This window comes from Actinophytocola sp. (assembly GCF_035762905.1).
Lineage (GTDB): Bacteria > Actinomycetota > Actinomycetes > Mycobacteriales > Pseudonocardiaceae > DASYTH01.
This window is the reverse complement of record NZ_DASUCC010000028.1, coordinates 84213-102316: the sequence shown is the minus strand read 5'-3', so window position 1 is coordinate 102316 and position 18104 is coordinate 84213. Positions and strand designations below refer to the sequence as shown.

The 18104-nt window shown below is 72.2% G+C and carries 20 protein-coding genes; 8 read left to right on the top strand and 12 right to left on the bottom strand.

What is annotated here, in order from left to right; translation table 11 throughout:
- Window positions 1-18 precede the first annotated feature (18 nt).
- From VFV67_RS04065 to VFV67_RS04050, 4 genes are all read right to left on the bottom strand, one after another.
- Window positions 19-960 (bottom strand): Ppx/GppA phosphatase family protein, encoded by a 942-nt coding sequence (locus VFV67_RS04065; protein WP_326467289.1) that lies wholly within the window; start codon window positions 958-960, stop codon window positions 19-21.
- A gap of 34 nt (window positions 961-994) precedes the next feature.
- Window positions 995-1681, bottom strand: a complete 687-nt coding sequence (locus VFV67_RS04060; RefSeq protein ID WP_326467287.1) for a response regulator transcription factor — start codon at window positions 1679-1681, stop codon at window positions 995-997.
- Window positions 1678-2838: a sensor histidine kinase gene (locus VFV67_RS04055; RefSeq protein WP_414636167.1), complete on the bottom strand. Its 1161-nt coding sequence runs from the start codon at window positions 2836-2838 to the stop codon at window positions 1678-1680. The genes VFV67_RS04060 and VFV67_RS04055 overlap by 4 nt, the downstream gene beginning before the upstream one ends.
- A 150-nt stretch (window positions 2839-2988) precedes the next feature.
- The gene (locus tag VFV67_RS04050) at window positions 2989-3852 is read right to left on the bottom strand and encodes an oxidoreductase (RefSeq protein WP_326467284.1); all 864 of its coding nucleotides are present in this window, start codon (window positions 3850-3852) and stop codon (window positions 2989-2991) included.
- Between the two features lie 95 nt (window positions 3853-3947).
- On the opposite strand from VFV67_RS04050, the gene VFV67_RS04045 reads away from it, so the two are divergent.
- Window positions 3948-4601 carry a DNA-binding response regulator gene (locus VFV67_RS04045; RefSeq protein WP_326467283.1) on the top strand — a complete coding sequence of 218 codons (654 nt, stop codon included), beginning with the start codon at window positions 3948-3950 and terminating at the stop codon, window positions 4599-4601.
- Here the strand turns inward: VFV67_RS04045 and VFV67_RS04040 are convergent.
- From VFV67_RS04040 to VFV67_RS04015, 6 genes are all read right to left on the bottom strand, one after another.
- The gene (locus VFV67_RS04040) at window positions 4598-5344 is read right to left on the bottom strand and encodes a phosphoglyceromutase (protein WP_326467281.1); all 747 of its coding nucleotides are present in this window, start codon (window positions 5342-5344) and stop codon (window positions 4598-4600) included. The two genes, VFV67_RS04045 and VFV67_RS04040, sit on opposite strands and share 4 nt — an antisense overlap.
- 375 nt (window positions 5345-5719) lie before the next feature.
- Window positions 5720-6655, bottom strand: a complete 936-nt coding sequence (locus VFV67_RS04035) for a DUF4349 domain-containing protein (RefSeq protein WP_326467279.1) — start codon at window positions 6653-6655, stop codon at window positions 5720-5722.
- 69 nt (window positions 6656-6724) lie between these two features.
- Entirely contained in the window at window positions 6725-7246 is a 522-nt protein-coding gene (locus VFV67_RS04030; protein ID WP_326467277.1) for a YbjN domain-containing protein, read from the bottom strand.
- A complete protein-coding gene (gene mshA / locus VFV67_RS04025) occupies window positions 7243-8541 on the bottom strand; it encodes a D-inositol-3-phosphate glycosyltransferase (protein ID WP_326467275.1) in 1299 nt (432 codons plus the stop codon). Before mshA ends, VFV67_RS04030 begins: the two co-directional genes overlap by 4 nt.
- On the bottom strand, window positions 8538-9374 hold the full coding sequence (locus VFV67_RS04020; protein WP_326467273.1) for an alpha/beta hydrolase: 837 nt from the start codon (window positions 9372-9374) through the stop codon (window positions 8538-8540). The genes mshA and VFV67_RS04020 overlap by 4 nt, the downstream gene beginning before the upstream one ends.
- Window positions 9371-10519, bottom strand: a complete 1149-nt coding sequence (locus tag VFV67_RS04015; RefSeq protein WP_414636166.1) for a L,D-transpeptidase — start codon at window positions 10517-10519, stop codon at window positions 9371-9373. The genes VFV67_RS04020 and VFV67_RS04015 overlap by 4 nt, the downstream gene beginning before the upstream one ends.
- Before the next feature lie 94 nt (window positions 10520-10613).
- Between VFV67_RS04015 and VFV67_RS04010 the strand changes: the two genes are divergently transcribed.
- Entirely contained in the window at window positions 10614-11339 is a 726-nt protein-coding gene (locus VFV67_RS04010) for an SDR family NAD(P)-dependent oxidoreductase (protein ID WP_326467271.1), read from the top strand.
- Between the two features lie 13 nt (window positions 11340-11352).
- Here the strand turns inward: VFV67_RS04010 and VFV67_RS04005 are convergent, their stop codons facing one another.
- A complete protein-coding gene (locus tag VFV67_RS04005) occupies window positions 11353-12438 on the bottom strand; it encodes a UDP-N-acetylmuramate dehydrogenase (protein ID WP_326467270.1) in 1086 nt (361 codons plus the stop codon).
- A gap of 25 nt (window positions 12439-12463) precedes the next feature.
- Here VFV67_RS04005 and VFV67_RS04000 point away from each other — a divergent pair, with 25 nt between their 5' ends.
- Genes VFV67_RS04000 through purU form a run of 5 tightly spaced genes read left to right on the top strand, consistent with a single transcriptional unit; the run spans window position 12464 to window position 16181 of the window.
- Window positions 12464-12958, top strand: coding sequence for a DUF2505 domain-containing protein (locus VFV67_RS04000; protein WP_326467268.1), 495 nt, complete (start codon window positions 12464-12466; stop codon window positions 12956-12958).
- Between the two features lies 1 nt (window position 12959).
- A complete protein-coding gene (locus VFV67_RS03995; RefSeq protein WP_326467267.1) occupies window positions 12960-13745 on the top strand; it encodes an alpha/beta hydrolase in 786 nt (261 codons plus the stop codon).
- A 33-nt stretch (window positions 13746-13778) separates the two neighbouring features.
- Window positions 13779-14540 (top strand): MerR family transcriptional regulator, encoded by a 762-nt coding sequence (locus VFV67_RS03990; protein ID WP_326467266.1) that lies wholly within the window; start codon window positions 13779-13781, stop codon window positions 14538-14540.
- 11 nt (window positions 14541-14551) lie between these two features.
- The gene (locus tag VFV67_RS03985; protein ID WP_326467265.1) at window positions 14552-15292 is read left to right on the top strand and encodes a maleylpyruvate isomerase family mycothiol-dependent enzyme; all 741 of its coding nucleotides are present in this window, start codon (window positions 14552-14554) and stop codon (window positions 15290-15292) included.
- Between the two features lie 13 nt (window positions 15293-15305).
- Complete coding sequence (gene purU, locus VFV67_RS03980; protein ID WP_326467264.1) at window positions 15306-16181, top strand: formyltetrahydrofolate deformylase; 876 nt, start codon at window positions 15306-15308, stop codon at window positions 16179-16181.
- Window positions 16182-16205: 24 nt separating this feature from the next.
- Here the strand turns inward: purU and VFV67_RS03975 are convergent, their stop codons facing one another.
- Window positions 16206-16874, bottom strand: coding sequence for a hypothetical protein (locus VFV67_RS03975; RefSeq protein ID WP_326467263.1), 669 nt, complete (start codon window positions 16872-16874; stop codon window positions 16206-16208).
- A gap of 94 nt (window positions 16875-16968) precedes the next feature.
- Here VFV67_RS03975 and VFV67_RS03970 point away from each other — a divergent pair, with 94 nt between their 5' ends.
- On the top strand, window positions 16969-18102 hold the full coding sequence (locus tag VFV67_RS03970) for a hypothetical protein (protein ID WP_326467262.1): 1134 nt from the start codon (window positions 16969-16971) through the stop codon (window positions 18100-18102).
- Window positions 18103-18104 lie beyond the last annotated feature (2 nt).

The window sequence follows — 18104 nt, the reverse complement described above, 5'->3', positions numbered from 1 at the left end:
ATCGTCCAGCGCGCGAGGTCATGAGGTCTCCTCACCGTCCGTCTGATCGAGCCGTCGCAGAATCACACCTTCCCGCAGGGCCCAAGGGCAAATCTCGAACTCCGGTCGTGACAGAGCCCTCATCGTGGCCTGCGCCACCAGCGCGCCGGCCACCAACTGGTGCGCCCGGCTGGCACTGACCCCCTCAAGCTCGGCCAGGTCGGCCGCGGACATCCGGGAGATGAACGCCAGCAACTGGCGCAGTCCCGGCTCGGTGAGCACCCGGTGCACCCGCGGCCCGGCCGAGGACGGCGCGGCGCCGCCCAGCCGGGCCAGCGACCGGAACGTCTTGGAGGTGGCCACCACCCGGTCCGGCTCACCCCGCTTGGCCAGCTTCTTCACCACCGGGGCGAGTTGGTCGGCCAGCCACTCGGCGATGCCGTCGATCTCGTCCCGGCCGGGCGGGTCGCTGGTGAACTTGGTCCTGGTCAGCCGCCCGGCGCCGAGCGGGAGCGACACGGCCAGGTCCGGGTCCTCGTCCACCCCGGCGGCGATCTCCAGCGAGCCGCCGCCGATGTCCAGCACCAGCAGGTCGCCCGCGGACCAGCCGTACCAGCGGCGGACGGCCAGGAAGGTGTACCTGGCCTCGTCCTCGCCGGAGAGCACCCGCAGCTCGACGCCGGTCTCCTCGGCCACCCGGGCCAGCACCTTGGCCGAGTTGTCCGCCTCGCGCACCGCCGAGGTGACGAACGCCATCAGCTCCGCGCAGCCCAGCTTGTCGGCCGAGGCCCGGGCCGCGGCCACGGTGCGGACCAGCTCGTCGGCCCCGGCTTCGGACAACTTGCCGCTGGACGTGATCCGCTCGGCCAGCCGCAACACCGACTTCTCCGAGCGTGCCGGAACCGGGGCGGCACCCCGGTGGGCGTCGACCACGAGCAGGTGAACGGTATTGGAACCGACGTCCAGCACCCCTAGGCGCACGGTGAAACGTTACCTGGGCGACCGCCCGATCGGGTCAGGACTCGAATTTGTAGCCGAGGCCGCGGACCGTGACCAGGTGCCGAGGGGCGGACGGATCGGGCTCGATCTTGGAGCGCAGCCGCTTCACGTGCACGTCGAGGGTCTTGGTGTCGCCCACGTAGTCGGCGCCCCACACCCGGTCGATCAGCTGGCCCCTGGTGAGCACCCGCCCGACATTGCGCAGCAGGTATTCCAGCAGGTCGAACTCCTTGAGGGGTAAGGGAATCTCCTGGCCGGCCACGGTCACCACGTGCCGTTCGACGTCCATCCGCACCGGGCCGGCGGCCAGCACCTGGGGCAGCAGCTCGCCGTCGGCGGACTCCCCGCCGCGGCGCAGCACGGCCCGCACCCGGGCGATCAGCTCGCGGGCCGAGTACGGCTTGGTGACGTAGTCGTCGGCGCCCAGCTCGAGCCCGACCACCTTGTCGATCTCGCTGTCCCGGGCGGTGACCATGATCACCGGCACGGCGGACCGCTGGCGCAGCGCCTTGCACACGTCGGTGCCGCTCATGCCGGGCAGCATCAGGTCGAGCAGCACGATGTCCGCGCCGTTGCGGTCGAACTCCTCGAGGGCCTGCTGGCCGGTGGCGGCGATGGCGGCGGTGAAGCCCTCCTTGCGCAGCAGGAAGGCCAGCGGATCGGCGAACGACTCCTCGTCCTCGACGATCAGCACTCTGGTCACAGCGCTCCTCCACGGTCGGTCGAGCTGGACATGGCGGTGGCCGCTGCGGTGTTGCCGCCGCCGGGCCGGTCGTCGTTGGCCCGCGGCGCCGGGGTCACGCTCTGGGCCGGGATGCGCAGGGTGAACGTGGACCCGGTGCCCGGCCGGCTCCACAGCCGGACCTCGCCGCCGTGGTTGGCCGCCACGTGCTTGACGATGGCCAGGCCGAGGCCGGTCCCGCCGGTGGCCCGGGAGCGCGCCTTGTCCACCCGGTAGAACCGCTCGAACACGCGCTGCTGTTCGTCGTCGGCGATGCCGATGCCGCGGTCGGTCACCGAGATCTCGACGAACCCGTCGGCCAGCCGCCGGCTGACCGACACCGGGCTGCCCGGCGGGGAGTAGGCCATCGCGTTCTCCAGCAGGTTGGACAGCGCCGTGACCAGCAGCATCCGGTCGCCGGCCACCAGCAGCCCGCTGTCCTGGTCGGTGGCGATGTCGATGCCGGTGCTCTCCATGGCCGGCGCGGAGCGGCCGAGGGCTTCGCGCACCACGGCGTCGACCTCGACGGTGTTCAGCTCGGGCAGCCGCTCGGCGCCCTGCAGCCGGGACAGCGCGATCAGCTCGGTGACCAGGGTGCCCAGCCGGTTCGCCTCGCGCAGGATCTTGCCGGTGAACCGGCGGACCTCCGGGTCGTCGGAGGAGTCCAGCACCGCCTCGGCGAGCAGCGCCATCGCCCCGACCGGGGTCTTGAGCTCGTGGCTGACGTTGGCCACGAAGTCCCGCCGGGTGGCCTCCAGCCGAACCGCGTCCGACTCGTCGGCGGCGTCGACCACGATGAACCCGTCGCCGAGTGGCCGGACCTCGCCGAGCACCGCCTGCGGGTCCCGGCCCTTGGCGGCCTGCGGGGACAGGTCGACCTCCACCGGCTCGCCGGTCTCCCGCACCAGCTCGGCGGCCTTGCGCGCCCTCGGATCGGCCCGGTGGTTGTGCACCAGGCCGAGCTCGGCGGCCCGGGGGTTGTAGACCACGACGTCGCCGAACCGGTTGAGCACCACGATGCCGGTGTGCGAGGAGTGCACCACCCGCTGGGTCAGCCCGGCCACGGTGGGTCCGACCGGTGCGCGCTGGGCGGCCCGGCGGCGCGTCCGGCCGAGCAGCAGACCGGCGCCGGTACCGATCAGCACCGCGCCGATCGACACCAGCAGCCACGCAGCGTCGGTCACGCTCGCATCGTAGGCAGGATCTGGTCCATCAGGACCAGTCCACGGCGGCCGAGTGACGGCCGTGACAGGCGCGAAGTCGATGTTCGTCCGCCGGTCAGACCCCGTTCACCCGTTCGTGTCCAACTCGGCCAGATCGGCCGCCGTGAGCGCGATCCGGCCGGCCGCCAGGTTCTCCTCGAGGTGGGCCACCGACGAGGTGCCCGGGATGATCAGGATCGCCGGCGAGCGGTGCAGCAGCCAGGCCAGCGCCACCTGCCGGGCGGTCGCGCCGTGCCGCCGCGCCACCAGTTCGGCGGCCGCGTGCCGCAGCGGCTGGAACCCGCCGAGCGGGAAGAACGGCACGTACGCCACGCCCCGGGCGGCGCAGGCGTCGACCAGGTCGTCGTCCGACCGCGCCGCGATGTTGAACATGTTCTGCACACAGACCACCGGCGCGATCGCGGCGGCCTCGTCGAGCTGGGTCAGGGTCGCGTTGGACACGCCCAGATGCCGGATCAGGCCCTGCTCGCGCAGCTCGGCAAGGGCGGTGAACTGCTCGGCGATCGGCTCCTCCTCCGGCCCGCTCGTCCCCATCATCCGCAGGTTGACCACGTCCAGCCGGTCCAGCCCGAGCCGGCGCAGGTTGTCGTGCACGGCCGCACGCAGCTCCGCGGGCGAGTTGGCCGGCAGCCAGGCGCCGGTCCCGTCCCGCCGGGCACCCACCTTGGTGACCAGCACAAGATCCGCGGGGTAGGGGTGCAGCGCCCGCCGGATCAGCTCGTTGACCACGTACGGGCCGTAGTAGTCGGAGGTGTCGATGTGGTCGACGCCCAGCTCGACCGCGCGGCGCAGCACGGCGAGCGCGGCCGCCTCGTCGGCCGGCGGCCCGAACACGCCGGGGCCGGCGAGCTGCATGGCGCCGTAGCCGATCCGGTGCACGGGCAGGTCCCCGCCGAGCAGCCACGGGTCGGTGCTGATCTCGTTGGTCATGGGTCCAGCCTGGGCCGGGCGCCGGGCCGGGCCCCGGGTCTGGCAACAAGTTGCCAATCTTTGACCCGCCGGGGGACCGGGCCGAGAATTCTTCGGTGACGACCGGCGGGAACGAGGCCGTGCTGATCCGCGGCCACCAGGAGCTCTACGAGCGCACCTGGCACCTGTTCACCTCGGCGCGCCGGGAGATCGCCTGCGCGGCGCACGACCTGCACACCTGGGTGAGCGCAGGCGCGCTCGGGCCGCCGCCGCATTCCGCGACGCTGCCGGTGGCCGGGGTGCGCAAGCTGTACCGGCCGGGGGTGCTGCTCGACCCGGCCGGCGCCCAGCACGCGCGCCGGATGGCCGGGCTCGGCGCGCAGGTGCGGATCACCTCGGACGAGATCAACGAGACCATCCTGATCGACCGGAGGGTGGCGATCCTGGCCGGGGACACCGCGCACGGCCCGCGCAGCTTCACCGTGGTCCGGCTGCCGGACGTGGTGGCCGCGGTGGGCTCGCTGTTCGACGCGGCCTGGCGGGCGGCCACCGAGCTGGACGCCTACGACGCGCAGTTCGGCGAGCTGCGCCGGCTGGCCCCGCGGATCCTCGAGCTGCTCGGTTCGGGCTGCAAGGACGAGACCGCGGCCCGCACGCTGTCCCTGTCGGTGCGCACCTACCGCCGCCGGGTGGCCGAACTGATGACCGCGCTCGGCGCCACCTCCCGATTCCAGGCCGGCGCCCGCGCCCGCGAACTGGGCCTGGTCTAGCGGCCTTGGTTGGCCACGGCCCGGGCGGCTTCGACGGCGGCGTCCGGGTCCAGGTAGCGCCCGCCCGGGGTGCGCGGGCGCAGGTCGTCGGTGAGCTCGTAGACCAGCGGGATGCCGGTGGGGATGTTCAGGCCGGAGATCGCCTCGTCGGAGATCCCGTCCAGGTGCTTGACCAGGGCGCGCAGCGAGTTGCCGTGCGCGGCGACCAGCGTGGTGCGGCCGGCCCGCAGGTCCGGCAGGATCGCGGTCTCCCAGTACGGCAGCAGCCGGGTGACCACGTCCTTGAGGCACTCGGTGCGCGGCATGGCGTCGCCGAGCCCGGCGTAGCGCGGGTCGGCGTCCTGGCTGAACTCGGTGCCCGGCTCGATCGGCGGCGGCGGTGTGTCGTAGGAGCGGCGCCAGAGCATGAACTGCTCCTCGCCGAACTGTTCGAGCACCTGTTTCTTGTTCTTGCCCTGCAGGGCGCCGTAGTGCCGCTCGTTCAGCCGCCAGTCGCGGCGCACGTCGAGCCAGTGCCGGTCGGCCACGTCGAGGGCGATGTTGGCGGTGCCGATGGCCCGGCGCAGCAGCGAGGTGTGCACGATGTCGGGCAGGGTGTCGGTCTCCCGGAGCAGTTCGCCGGCGCGCCGGGCCTCGGCGGTGCCCTTCTCGGACAGCGGCACGTCCACCCATCCGGTGAACAGGTTCTTCGCGTTCCACGTGCTCTCGCCGTGTCTGAGCAGCACCAGCGTCCCAAGGCCCATGGCGGACAGCGTGCCAGAACCTCGGGCTCTCACCCATTCGAGGTACACGCCGGGAGCGGCCAGAGTGTCAGCTGACCCACTCACAGACTTCGTGACCAAATCGTTACTTACTGAACGCGATAACGCTCCGCCGGATGACGCGGTGGCCTTGTGTAACTGTGCGACTTCTGACAGGTTGGCAGCGCTCCCCGAATCAGCTCCCACGCACTCCCTGATTCGGACGAGCAAGCAGTGCGGCTCGTCTCCCCTGCCGGGCCGCACCCCGCCGGGAACCCGGGTGCCCCCCGCCAAAGGGATTCCGTTGCGGCGGGCCTGACGCGGGGCGGCTCGAGATCGCGACTCCCCCCTCGCTCGAGCCGCCCCGCGAACCCGTCTCTAGGCCTTCGCCTCCTGCGGAACCGCCGCCGGAATCACCCGGCGCCGCCGCCACCACCGGTACGCGAACACCCCGGGAATCCCGAGCACCACCAGGAACGGCAGCAGCGCGCCGAACACCTCGAGCACCACCCCGCCGGTGGTCAGGAACGCGTTCCAACCGCCGGCCAGCGCGCCGAGGAAGCCGCGGTCCTCCTCCGCCGCGGGCGGCGGCGGGTCGCCCTTGGTGACCTTGACCGTCACCCGGGACAGCGCCACCTGGCCGGCCAGCGTCTCCCGGCGCTTCTGCAGCGACTCCAGCTCCGCCTCGCGCCGGGTCACCTCGCTCTCGATCCGGACGATCTCGTCCACGGTCTGCGCCCTGGCCAGCAGCCCGCGCACCCGCTCGACGCTCAGCCGCTGGGTGGCGATCCGGCTCTCCACGTCCACCATCTGCTCGGTCACGTCCTCGGTGGTCATCGTGCGGGACCGGATGTCCTCGGCGCGGGCCACCAGACCGGACAGCTCGGCCACCGTGCGGTCGAACTGGTCGGACGGCACGTGCAGGGTGATCGACGCGGTGTCGCCCCGAACCTCCTCCTGTCCGGCGAAACCGCCCCGGTCCAGCGCGATCTGGCGGGCCTTGTTGGCCACGTCGACCACGTCCGGTGCGGCCAGTTCCAGGCTCGCCGTGCGGACCAGCTTGCGGTCCACGCCCGGCTGGCTCACCTGCTTCTGTTGTTCTTGCTGCTGCTGTTGTTGGGGCTGAGGCTGCCCGCCGCCGGTCCCACCCTCCGCCTTGACCGGCATCTCCGGCGCGGCCGCGTTCCGGTCGGCCATGTCGACCCCGGCTGCGCTGTCGGCCGCCGTGCCCGCCTCGGAGCCCGAGCCACAGCCGGCCAGCATGCCGCCGGCCAGCATCAACCCGACCAGGCCGGCCATCCGTCTACCGTTCATGTGTCCTCCCGTCACCGATTTGCTGTCAGGCAGACGGAGGACACTAGGGTCGCGGTTGGATCCGCACGATCACGAGTCGGACTCGGCTCCGAAACGGTGGCCGTGATCACCGGCCGGCTCGACGAGATGTGCGAACGCCGCGAGGTTGGCCAGTGACTCACCGCGCGCGGTGCGCCACTCCCACTCCCGCCGGATGGAGCCGGCGAAACCGATCTCCAGCAACGTGTTGAAGTCGCCGTCGGCCGCCTCAAGCACCTGGCCGAGCAGCCGGTCCAGCTCGTCGGCGCTGATCCGGTCCAGGCCGACCCGGCCGACCAGGTAGATGTCCCCGGCCTGGTCGATGGTGTAGTGCACGCCGTAGAGCTTCGCGTTGCGGCGCAACAGGAACCGGTAGACGTCCTGGTGCGCCTCGTCCGGCTGCCGGCAGACGAACGCCTCCACCAGCAGCGCATGCCTGCCGACGATCAGCCAGCAGTTCGTTTGCAGCTTCTTGGTTCCCGGCAGCGTGACGAAGAACCGGCCCGGCTGCGGGTTCTGGTAGGCCAGCTCCCGTTCGTCCAAAGTGGACCGAATCAGCTGCTCGATACTCACACTGCTACCTCGGTGCCGAGCAGCGTGCGCCGGAAGGCCAGCGCCGCCTCGGCGTACTCGCCGATCAGCGCGTCGGTGGTGCGGTCCCAGGAGAACCGCGCGGCGTGCCCGAGCGCGCCGACGGCCAGCCGGCCGGCCACCTCCGGGCGCAGCGCGGTGGCCAGGGCATCGGCCCAGGCGACCGGGTCGTGCCCGGCCACCAGCAGCCCGGAGCGACCGTCGGCGACCGCCACCCGCAGCCCACCGACCGCGGTGGCCACCACCGGCGTGCCGCACGCCTGCGCCTCGAGGGCGACCAGCCCGAACGACTCGTTGTGGCTGGGCACCGCGACCACGTCCGCCGCGCGGTAGACCCGGGCCAGCGCCGGCGCCGGCTGCGGCGGCAGAAACCGCGTCACGTCGAGGATGCCGAGCTCCGCGGCCAGGTCCTGCAGGGTGGCCGGCTGGTCCAGACCGGTGCCGGACGGCCCGCCGGCCACCAGCACCACCAGGCGCTCGCGCGGCACCGCCCCGGCGCGCACCAGCTCGGCCGCCGCGCGCAGCAGCACGTCCGGCGCCTTCAGCGGCTGGATCCGGCCGACGAAGACCAGCACCACCGCACCGACCGGGATGCCGAGCGCGGCCCGCGCGGCGGCCCGGTCGCCCGGCCGGAACAGCTCAAGGTCCACCCCGGGGGCGACCGCGCGCACCTTGTCCGGCGCGGCGTCGTAGAGCCGGACCAGCTGACCCGCCTCCACCGCGGTGTTGGCCACCAGGCGGTCGGCCTCGTCGACCACCTGCTGCTCGCCGATCTCCCTGGTCCGCGGCTCCGGGGTGTCCCCGGCGGCCAGCGCGGCGTTCTTCACCCTGGCCAGGGTATGGGCGGTGTGCACGAGCGGCACGCCCCACCGCTCCCTGGCCAGCCAGCCCACCTGGCCGGACAGCCAGTAGTGCGAGTGCACCAGGTCGTAGTACCCGGGCTCGTGCCGGGCCTCGGCGCGCAGCACGCCCGCGGTGAACGCGCACAGCTGCGCGGGCAGCTCGTGCCGGCCAAGACCTTCGAACGGCCCGGCGTGCACGTGCCGGACCAACACCCCGGGGGCCAGCTCGGCCACCGGCGGCAGGTCGGAGGAGGTGGCCCGGGTGAACACCTCGACGGCGATCCCGCGCCGGGCCATCCGGGTGGCGGTCTGGGTGATGTAGACGTTCATCCCGCCTGCGTCGCCGGTGCCCGGCTGGTCCAGCGGGGAGGTGTGCACGGACAGCACCGCGACCCGGTGCGGCCGGTGCAGCCGCACCACATCGTCGGAGCTCACGTCGTCGTCCTCCCGCAGCTGTCCGCAAGCTCGCGCAGCGCCTGGCCGAACTCCCCGGCCCGCTCCGCGAACGGCAGATGACCCACTGCCTGGAACCAACGCAACGACGCACCCGGAATCTTCCCCGCCGCGTACTCGGCCGCGCTCGGCGCGACCACCCGGTCCGCCGTCCCGTGCACCACCAGCGTGGGCACCGGCACCCTGGCCAGCACCTCGGCGCTGCCCAGGTCGCGCCGGAACAGCGCGCGGCGCACCCGCGGCGGCACCAGAAGGAACTCGCCGAGCCGGCGCTGCACCACCGGGCCTGGCGCCGGCTCCGCGGTCAGCCCCTCGGCCAGCCGGGCCAGCGCCGGCACCGCCACCGCCGGGTCCTCGGACAGGTAGTCGCGCATCCGCTCGGCGAGCAGCGGACCGACCGCCCCGCCGGGATGCCCGGCGCCGATCTCGGTCACCGCACCGGCGAGCACCAGCCCGGCCACCCCGGCCGGGCCGCGCACCCGCAGGTAGTCGGTGATCACCAGACCGCCGTAGGAGGAGCCGACCAGCACCGCGGGCGCACCGGCCAACCCGAGCACCGCGGCCAGGTCCGCCGCCCACACCGCCGGATCGTCGTATCCGTCCGCGCTCACCCCGGACTCGCCGTGGCCGCGCAGATCGACCGCGAGCAGCCGGAACCGTTCGGTCAGCGCCGGATCCGCGAACTGGGCGGCCCAGTCCCGGGCGCAGCGCGCCCAGCCGTGCACGAACACCACCGGCGGGTTGGCCGGGTCACCGGCGACGCGCACGGCGAGGCGAGTGCCGCCGTGGCCGGCGACGAACTCAAGCTGCGTCACTTGATAGCCGACATGTTCTTCCACTGGTCCCACGAGAACAGCCAGTCGTTGACGTCGGAGGTGGTCGGCATGTTCGCCTGCGAGCCGGTGATCTCCACCGGGTCGCCGATCAGCGAGCTGTCGAAGTAGGCCTTGGCGTCCGCCTCGAACAGGTTCACGCAGCCGTGCGAGCTGTTCACCTTGCCGATGTTGGCGTGGTTCTCCTCGTTCTCGTGGATGTACTCGCCATGGTTGGAGATCCGCAGCGACCACTTCTTCTTCACGTTGGTGTAGCCGTACTGCGGGTTGGAGAAGTCGCCGATCGGCTCCTGGGTCATGATGATCAGGGTGCCGTTGGGGGTGTTCAGGTTCGGGTCGGCGTCCTTGCCGTTGCTGGACGGGTAGCTGGCCACCTGCGCGCCGTTGCGGTACACCACCATCTGGTGGTCCGGGGTGTGGATCTTGGTGACCTGGTTGCGGCCGATGCTGAACTTCGTGGTCAGGTCGGCCCGGCCGTAGGCGCCGCCGCCGTAGTGCACGCCGTAGAGCTTCGCGGTCACGGTCACGGTGATGTCGGCCGGCCAGTACTCCTTGGGCCGCCAGTCCACCTGCCGGTCGGACAGCCAGCCCCAGGAGCCCTCCACCTCGCCCTTGGAGGTGGTGACGGTGAGCGCCTTCTGCACGGCGGCCCGGTCCTTGGGCGGGCTGTCGAACTTGAGGCTGATCGGCATCCCGACGCCCACGATGGCATCGTCGATCGGGTTGATCGTGGTCCGGACCTGCTTGTCCGGGGTGACCGTGGTGAACGCGCCCTTCAGCTCGGCGGTGCGCGAGTCGGCGTCGGTGGCCTTGGCCACCCAGTTGTAGGTCTTGCCGTAGCCGAGCGGTTCAGTGCTGGCCCAGCTGAGCTTGTCGTCGGCGAGCTTGCCGGCGACCTCCTTGCCCTCCGGGCTGGTCAGCGCGACCTGGGTGAGCGTGCCGTCCGCCACCGTGATCTTGACCGGTTCGGCGACCGACACGTCCTTGGCGTTCGCCGCCGGCACCGCGGTGATCTTCGCGTTGGCCGGCTGCTGGCCGTTCGGGCCGGTGGCGACGCCCCCCTCCATCGAGGTGCACCCGGACAGTGCCAGCAGCGCCGCCAGCGCGCCGAGCAACCTGTACCTCACCCGAACCTCCGTCTCTCGGTGTGACACTCCTCATGACGTCCAACCGGCCCACCCGGTTGGCCGCCGCCGGCGATCTCCCGGCAGGATCGGTGTCGTGCACACCGCTGTCGTCACCGGGGCCAGCGCGGGCATCGGGGCGGCGACCGCCCGGCGCCTGGCCGAAGCCGGTTTCCACGTCGTGCTCGGAGCCCGCCGGTTGGACCGGCTCGCGCAGGTCGCCGAGGAGGTCGGCGGCACCGCGCTTGAACTGGACGTTACCGATGCCGGCTCGGTCGCCGCGTTCTGCGACCAGGTTCCAGCCTGCCATGTGCTGGTGAACAACGCAGGGGGCGCGCGCGGCCTGGAACCGGTCGCCGCGGCCGACGAGGCGCACTGGAAATGGATGTGGGAGGCCAACGTCCTCGGCACCCTGCGGATGACCAAGGCGTTGCTGCCCAAGCTGATCGCCTCCGGCAGCGGCCACGTGGTCACCGTCACGTCCGTCGCCGCCGCCGAGACCTACGACAACGGCGCCGGCTACACCTCCGCCAAACATGCCCAGGGCGCCCTGCACCGCACCCTGCGTGGCGAACATCTCGCCGATCCGGTCCGCTTCACCGAGATCCTCCCCGGCATGGTCGAGACCGAGTTCTCCATCACCCGCTTCGACGGCGACCGCGACCGCGCCGCGGCCGTCTACGCCGGCCTCACCCCCCTCACCGCCGACGACGTCGCCGACGTGATCACCTTCGCCGTCACCCGCCCCGCCAACGTCAACATCGACACCATCGTCCTCAAACCCCGCGCCCAGTACAGCGCCAGCCGCGCCCACCGGGAGTGACCCGCGGCCGCGCTCAGAGCGTGCAGCCGACCAGGACGGGTTCCGGGTGCAGGGCGATGCCGAAGGTGGTGTGGACGCCGTCGCGGACTTCACGGGCGAGGGCGAGGAGGTCGGCGGTGGTGGCGGTGCCGCGGTTGGTGAGGGCGAGGGTGTGCTTGTGGGACAGGGAGACCCGGGCGCCGGGGCCGGGGTGGCCCTTGGCGAAGCCGGCGCGTTCGATCAGCCAGGCGGCGGAGAGCTTGGTCAGACCGGGGCCGGCGGGGTACTGGGGGACCGGGACCGGGCCGACGACGGTGCCGATGCGGGTCAGCACATCGGGAAGATCCGGTTCGGCGACGACGGGATTGGTGAAGAACGAGCCGACGCTCCAGGTGTCGTGGTCGGCCGGGTCGAGCACCATTCCCTTGCCGCGCCGCAGGGACAGCACGGCCGCGCGGGCGTCGGCGACCGGGACGCGGGTGCCCTGCCGGACGCCGAGCGCCCGGGCCAGCTCGGTGTAGCGGATCGGGGCGGACCGGCCGCCATCGGTCAGCTCGAACCGCACCCGGAGCACCACGGCGGCGGCGGTGTTCTTCAGCACGGAGGTCCGGTAGCCGAGACCAAGCTCGTCGGCCGGCAGCGTGTGCACCGCGCCGGTGGCCCGGTCCAGCAGGTCTACCGAGAGCAGCAGCTGGGACACCTCGACGCCGTACGCGCCGACGTTCTGCACCGGCGTGGCACCCACCAGGCCGGGGATCCCGGACAGGCACTCCAGCCCGCCCAGCCCGGCCTCGACGGTGGCGGCCACCACGGTGTCCCAGTTCTCCCCGGCATCCGCGGTCAGCCGCAGCGCCCCGTCCACCCGGTCGATCTCGGTGCCCAGGTTGGCCACCCGCACCACCGTGCCGGGGAAACCCGTATCCGGAACCACCACGTTGGAACCCCCGCCGAGCACCAGCACCGGGTCCCCGGACCGGTCGGCGGCCCGGACCGCCGCGGCGACCTCCTCGGCCGTCCCCGGCGCCACGAACCGGGCCGCCGGCCCGCCCAGCCGCAACGTGGTGTGCCCGGACAGCGGTACCGCCGTGCGGACGTCGGTGCCGAGATGCAGGCCGGTCATGGGCTCCAACGGTAACCTCCGCTGCATGCCGACCCGCTTCGAGCACCGTGCCACGTTCTCCGCACCGCCGGCGGAGGTGGCCGCCACGCTGACTGACCGGGCGTTTCTGGAGGAACGGCAGCGGGAGCTGGGGGGCAAGGGGGCGGCGCTGCTCGAGCATGCGGTCGACGGGGACGAGGTGCGGTTCCGGTTGCGGCAGGGGGTGGACGCCGAGCGGCTGCCGTCGATGGCCCGGGCGATCATCAAGGGTGACCTCATGGTGGAGCGGGCCGAGCGGTGGGGGCCGGACGGGAGCACCGCGCAGGTGACCCTGTCCGGGGTGCCGGGTGGGATCAACAGCCGGGGCACGCTGACCGGGCGGCCGGACGGGGGCACCGAGCTGGCGCTGAACGCCGAGGTTCGGGTCGGGCTGCCGCTGGTCGGCGGGAAGCTGGAGCGGGTGATCGCCGACGAGGTGGCCAAACTGCTGGCCAAGGAGTCCGAGTTCGCCGGGAAGTGGCTCGCCGAGCACGGGTCCTGACATGGACTTCGTGACCTCCGCGGACGGGACCCGGATCGCGTTCGAGATCTCCGGCACCGGGCCGCCCGCGGTGCTGCTCGGCGGGGCCGGCTACGGGGCGCGGGCCTGGGCGGCGGTGGCCGGCCTGCTCGCGCCTGCGCGGACCGTGTACGCGGTGGACCGGCGCGGCCGGGGCGCCAGCGGGGACGCGCACGGGGGCTACGAGGCCGCCCGCGAGGTGGCCGACGTGCAGGCCGTGCTGGCCCTGATCGACGAACCGGTGGAGCTGCTCGGTCATTCCTCCGGCGGGCTGCTGGCCCTGCGGGTGGCGCTGTCCGGAGCCCCGGTGCGGGCGATGACGCTCTACGAGCCGCCGATCCGGGTGCCCGGCGGGCCGGGCGGTCCGCCCGGGACCACCGAGCGGCTGATCGAGCTGCTGGCCGCCGGGGACCGGGAGGCGGCCCTGACGCTGTTCATGGTGGCCGCGGTGGGCGTCGAGGAACGGCTGCTCGGCGCCGTGCGGCGCAGCGCGTTCTGGCCGAACGCGATCACGATGGCGCACACCCTGCCGTACGACACCCGGCTGAACGAGGAGTCCGGCCTGGCCGGGCTGGCCGGGCTGGACGTGCCGACCCTGCTGCTGCTCGGCGGCCGCAGCGGCGAGCGGATGCGCACCGGGGTGGAGACGCTGGCCGGCACGCTGCCCCGGTGCGAGCTGGAGATCCTGCCGGACCAGGGGCACAACGCCCTGCGCGAGGCGCCGGACCTGCTGGCCGAGCGGGTGCTGGCGGCGCACCATTCGATTTGACGTTGACGTAACGTCAAGTTTTACCGTGGGTGCATGGCCTGGTCGATCGCCGAAGTAGCCCGGATGTCCAAGGTGACCTCCCGGACCCTGCGGCACTACGACCAGATCGGCCTGCTCACCCCGGCCTGGGTGGGCCGCAACGGCTACCGCTACTACGAACGGGACCAGCTGCTGACCCTGCAGCGCATCCTGATCATGCGGGAGCTCGGCCTGCGCCTGGACGCGATCGCCGACATCGTCAACGACGGTCGCGACCAGGTGGAGGCGCTGCGGATGCACCACTCCTGGCTGGAATCCGAGCGGGACCGGTTCGGCCGGCTGGCCGCGACCGTGGCCAGAACCATCGAGGAGTTGGAAGGAGGTGAGGAGATGACGACGCAATCGGCAGCGCACTGGTTCGAGGGCTTCGACCCGGCCAAGCAGGCCGAGTTGCAGGAGGAGGCCAGGCAGCGCTGGGGCGCCGAGGCCGTGGACGCCTCCGCCGCACGCGTCGCGGGCAAGCCGGCCGACTGGTGGCGCCAGCAGGGCGGCGAGTGGGTCGCCCAGCTCGAGGCGCTGGTGCGGCTGATCGACGCCGGCAAGGCCCCGGACGACGCCGACGTGCTGGCCGTGATCGACGGGCACTACCGGTGGATCACGCAGTTCTGGACGCCGAACCGGGAGTCCTACACCGGGCTGGGCCAGACCTACGCCGATGAACCGCGGTTCCGGGCGAACTTCGACAAGACCGATCCGCGGCTCGCCGAGTTCATGCGGGACGCCATCGCGGCCTACGCCCGGGACCGGCTGTCCTAGGCTGTTGGTCCGTGGACTTCGCACGTTACGTGGATCACCTGGTCGAGCAGGGCGACGCCATGCGGGCGGCCGCCGTCGCGGCCGGACCAGCCGCCACCGTCCCCACCTGTCCGGAGTGGACGGTGGCGCAGCTGGTCCGGCACATGGCCAGGGTGCACCGGTGGGCCGGCACGGCCGTGCTCACCGACCCGGCCGACGAGGCCCCGGTCGCCGTGGAGGCCCCGGCCGACTGGGACGAGCTGCTGGCCTATTGGGACGAGCACCGGGCGGCGCTGACCAGCCGGCTGCGCGATCGCGGCCCGGACGCACCCGCCTGGGCGTTCGTCCCGGCCGTGTCGAACGCCGGGTTCTGGGCCCGCCGCCAGGCCCATGAGACCGCCATCCACCGGCTCGACGCCGAGCACGCGGCTGCCGGCGACGATCCGGTGGACACGCTGATGTTCGACCCCGAGCTGGCCGCCGACGGCATCGACGAGGCGTTGCACCGGATGATCCCGCGCCGGCTGGCCCGGGAACCGGCCACCGCCACCGGCACCGTCCTGTTCCATGCGGCCGATGCCGGCGCGTCCTGGCTGGTGCACCTGCGCGGCGCCGACGGAGTGGCGGTCGGCCCGGCCGAGAACCCGGCCATCGACGCCGACGCCTCGGTGGTCGGCACCGCGGACGCCGTCTACCGAGCCACCTGGCACCGCCCGAGCAACGCCGTGCTTGGCGGCGACCTCGGCCTGATCGCAGCGCTGCGGACACCATGAGCGAGGTGCACCAGTGAGCTCGCCTGGCCGCCGGTACGTGATCACGTTCGGATGTCCGGACCGGACCGGCATCGTGGCCCGGATCGCCACCTTCCTGGCCGAGGCCGGCGGCTGGATCGTGGAGGCGGCCTACCACACCGATCCGGACACCGGCTGGTTCTTCACCCGCCAGGAGGTGCTCGCCGACTCGATCCCGTACGGGCTGGACGAGCTGCGCGCCCGGTTCGGCGCGGTGGCCGGATCGCTGGCCGTGCAGAGCGACTGGCACATCGCCGACACCGCCGACCGGCGCCGGGTCGCCATCCTGGTCTCCCGCGAGGGCCACTGTCTCTACGACCTGCTCGGCCGGGTGGCCTCCGGTGAGCTGGACGTCGAGATCGCGGCGGTGGTCGGCAACCACCCCGACCTGGCCGCGGTCACCCGCGCGCACGGCATCCCGTTCCACCACGTCCCGTTCCCGGCCGGCGACTCCGAGGAGAAGGACGCGGCATTCGCCCAGCTGCGCCAACTGGTGGACGCCACCCGGCCGGACGCGATCGTGCTGGCCCGGTTCATGCAGATCCTTCCGGCCGAGCTGTGCGCGGACTGGGCCGGCCGGGCGCTGAACATCCACCACAGCTTCCTGCCGTCCTTCATCGGTGCCCGTCCCTACCACCAGGCGCACCGGCGCGGGGTGAAGCTGATCGGCGCCACCTGCCACTACGTCACCGCTGAGCTGGACGCCGGGCCGATCATCGAACAGGACGTGATCCGGGTGGGCCACGGCGACGCGATCGCCGACATGGTGCGCAAGGGCCGGGACATCGAGAAGGTGGTGCTGGCCCGCGGACTGCGCTGGCATCTGGAGGGACGGGTGCTGGTGCACGGGAACAAGACCGTGGTCTTCTGATCCGCCGCACGGCGGGTCGCCGGCTCAGGCGGGCTTCGGGCTGGGTGCGGTTGTGGATCTCCACGCCCAGCGAATTGCCAGCGTCGAGAACATCGCCGCGAAGGTTGCCGTCAGATAGGTGAACACGCCAAGAAAGAATGCCGCCACGAACCAGGCGTAGAAATCGCCGACGGCAATCAGCAGGAACACCGGGAGGCAGAGCAGCAAAGCCGGAAGGGCGGCGACAATTCCCGTTATTCTGAGGAACCGCATCGGCTGGTCGTCCTTGGCGCCGAACACCCAACCGACAACCAGCAGCGCGGCACAGCCGAGCGTGTAGTAGCCGGCCAGAGTTCGCCACGGCACGCCGGGAGCGAGCTCAGTCCAGACGAGGGACAGAACCGCACCACCCACCCAGGTGGCCGATAGCCAGAACACCTGAACTGACAGGAGAACCACGGTCAGGACGACGCTCAGCGCGACGCGGACCGCGGTCAGCTCGCCGAGCCGGTTCGCAATGCGTTCGACCACGCGGCCAACCGCCCTGGCGGCCGTTCCGGCGTCCTTGCCGAGGTCGATCCAACTCTTGATCACCAGGGCGATACCGAGCACGGTGGTAATGACGACCGCAACGACCCCGGATCCAAATATCCACCGGGTCAGGTCGGCGAGCGCCGTTGCGATCGCGTCGTAGAGCTCCGGCGCCTCCGGCACCGGGAAAGCCTACCGCCATTTGTGATCACATTGATGACAAATTCCGGTCGGCTTCCGCGGGTCACCAATTCCGGGGCTCTCGTAGACTGGCCGGGTGCGGATCGAGTTCACCGGATTGGACGAGTTGCGGGAGCACCGGGCGGCCGGGCATGACCTGAGGGGCGCGCTGCTCACCGGGCTGGATCTGACCGGGGCCGAGGAGGACCGGCTGCTGCGAACGGCTTTGGACGGGGCGGTGCTGCTCGGCTGCGCGCTCGGTCCGGCCACCACCCGGCGCGCCGAGGCGGCCGGCGCGTTGCTGTTCCCGGATATACCGGACCTTCCGTACCGGGTGTACCGGACTTCGTTGTACACGCCCGAGGAACTGTTCGAGGGGTTCGACCCGGCTCGACCGGAATCCTATGTGGACACTTTGGACGCGCGGATCTACCGGCACAGCAGGGAACGCGGCCGGCATCCGGGGCCGCTGCACGCGCTGGCCGAGCGGCTGCACGACCACGCGATCACCGAGGCGCTCAGCCATGTGCTCGGCCGCGACGGCTGCCAGCCGGTGGCGGTGATGGGCGGGCATGCGCTGACCCGGGATTCGGCCGGTTACCGGGCGGCGCTGGAACTGGGGCGGTGGCTCGGGCGCAGCCGGGTCGGGTTCACCGTGCTGACCGGTGGCGGGCCGGGGGCGATGGAGGCGGTCCCGCTCGGGGTTCGGCTCGCCGGCGCCCGGCGATCCACTGTGGACGATGTGTTGACCGAACTCGGTGCGGCGCCGCGGTTCGGGCACAACCCGGCCGAGATCGGCGGCTGGCTGGCCGCCGCGCTGCGGGTCGAGGTGCCGGCGCCGCCTGCGCCCACCATCGGGATTCCCACGTGGTACTACGGCCACGAGCCGCCGAACATGTTCTGTTCCTTGCACGCCAAGTACTTCGCCAACTCGGTGCGTGAGGACGGGCTGCTCACCGTGGCCACCGGCGGCGTGGTGTACACCCCGGGCAGCGCGGGCACGGTGCAGGAGGTGTTCCAGGACTACACCCAGAACCACTACGGGCCGCCGGCGCCGATGGTGTTCCTTGGCAAGGACTTCTGGACCACGCAGGTGCCGGCCGCGCCGCTGGTGGCGCAGCTGGCCGGGGGCCGGCCCGCGCAGCGCTGGCTACTGGTCACCGACGAACCGGCCGAAGCGGTGGAGTTGCTCGAGGCCTACGCCGTTGACCAGCGGGACCGGGCCTCCTAGAG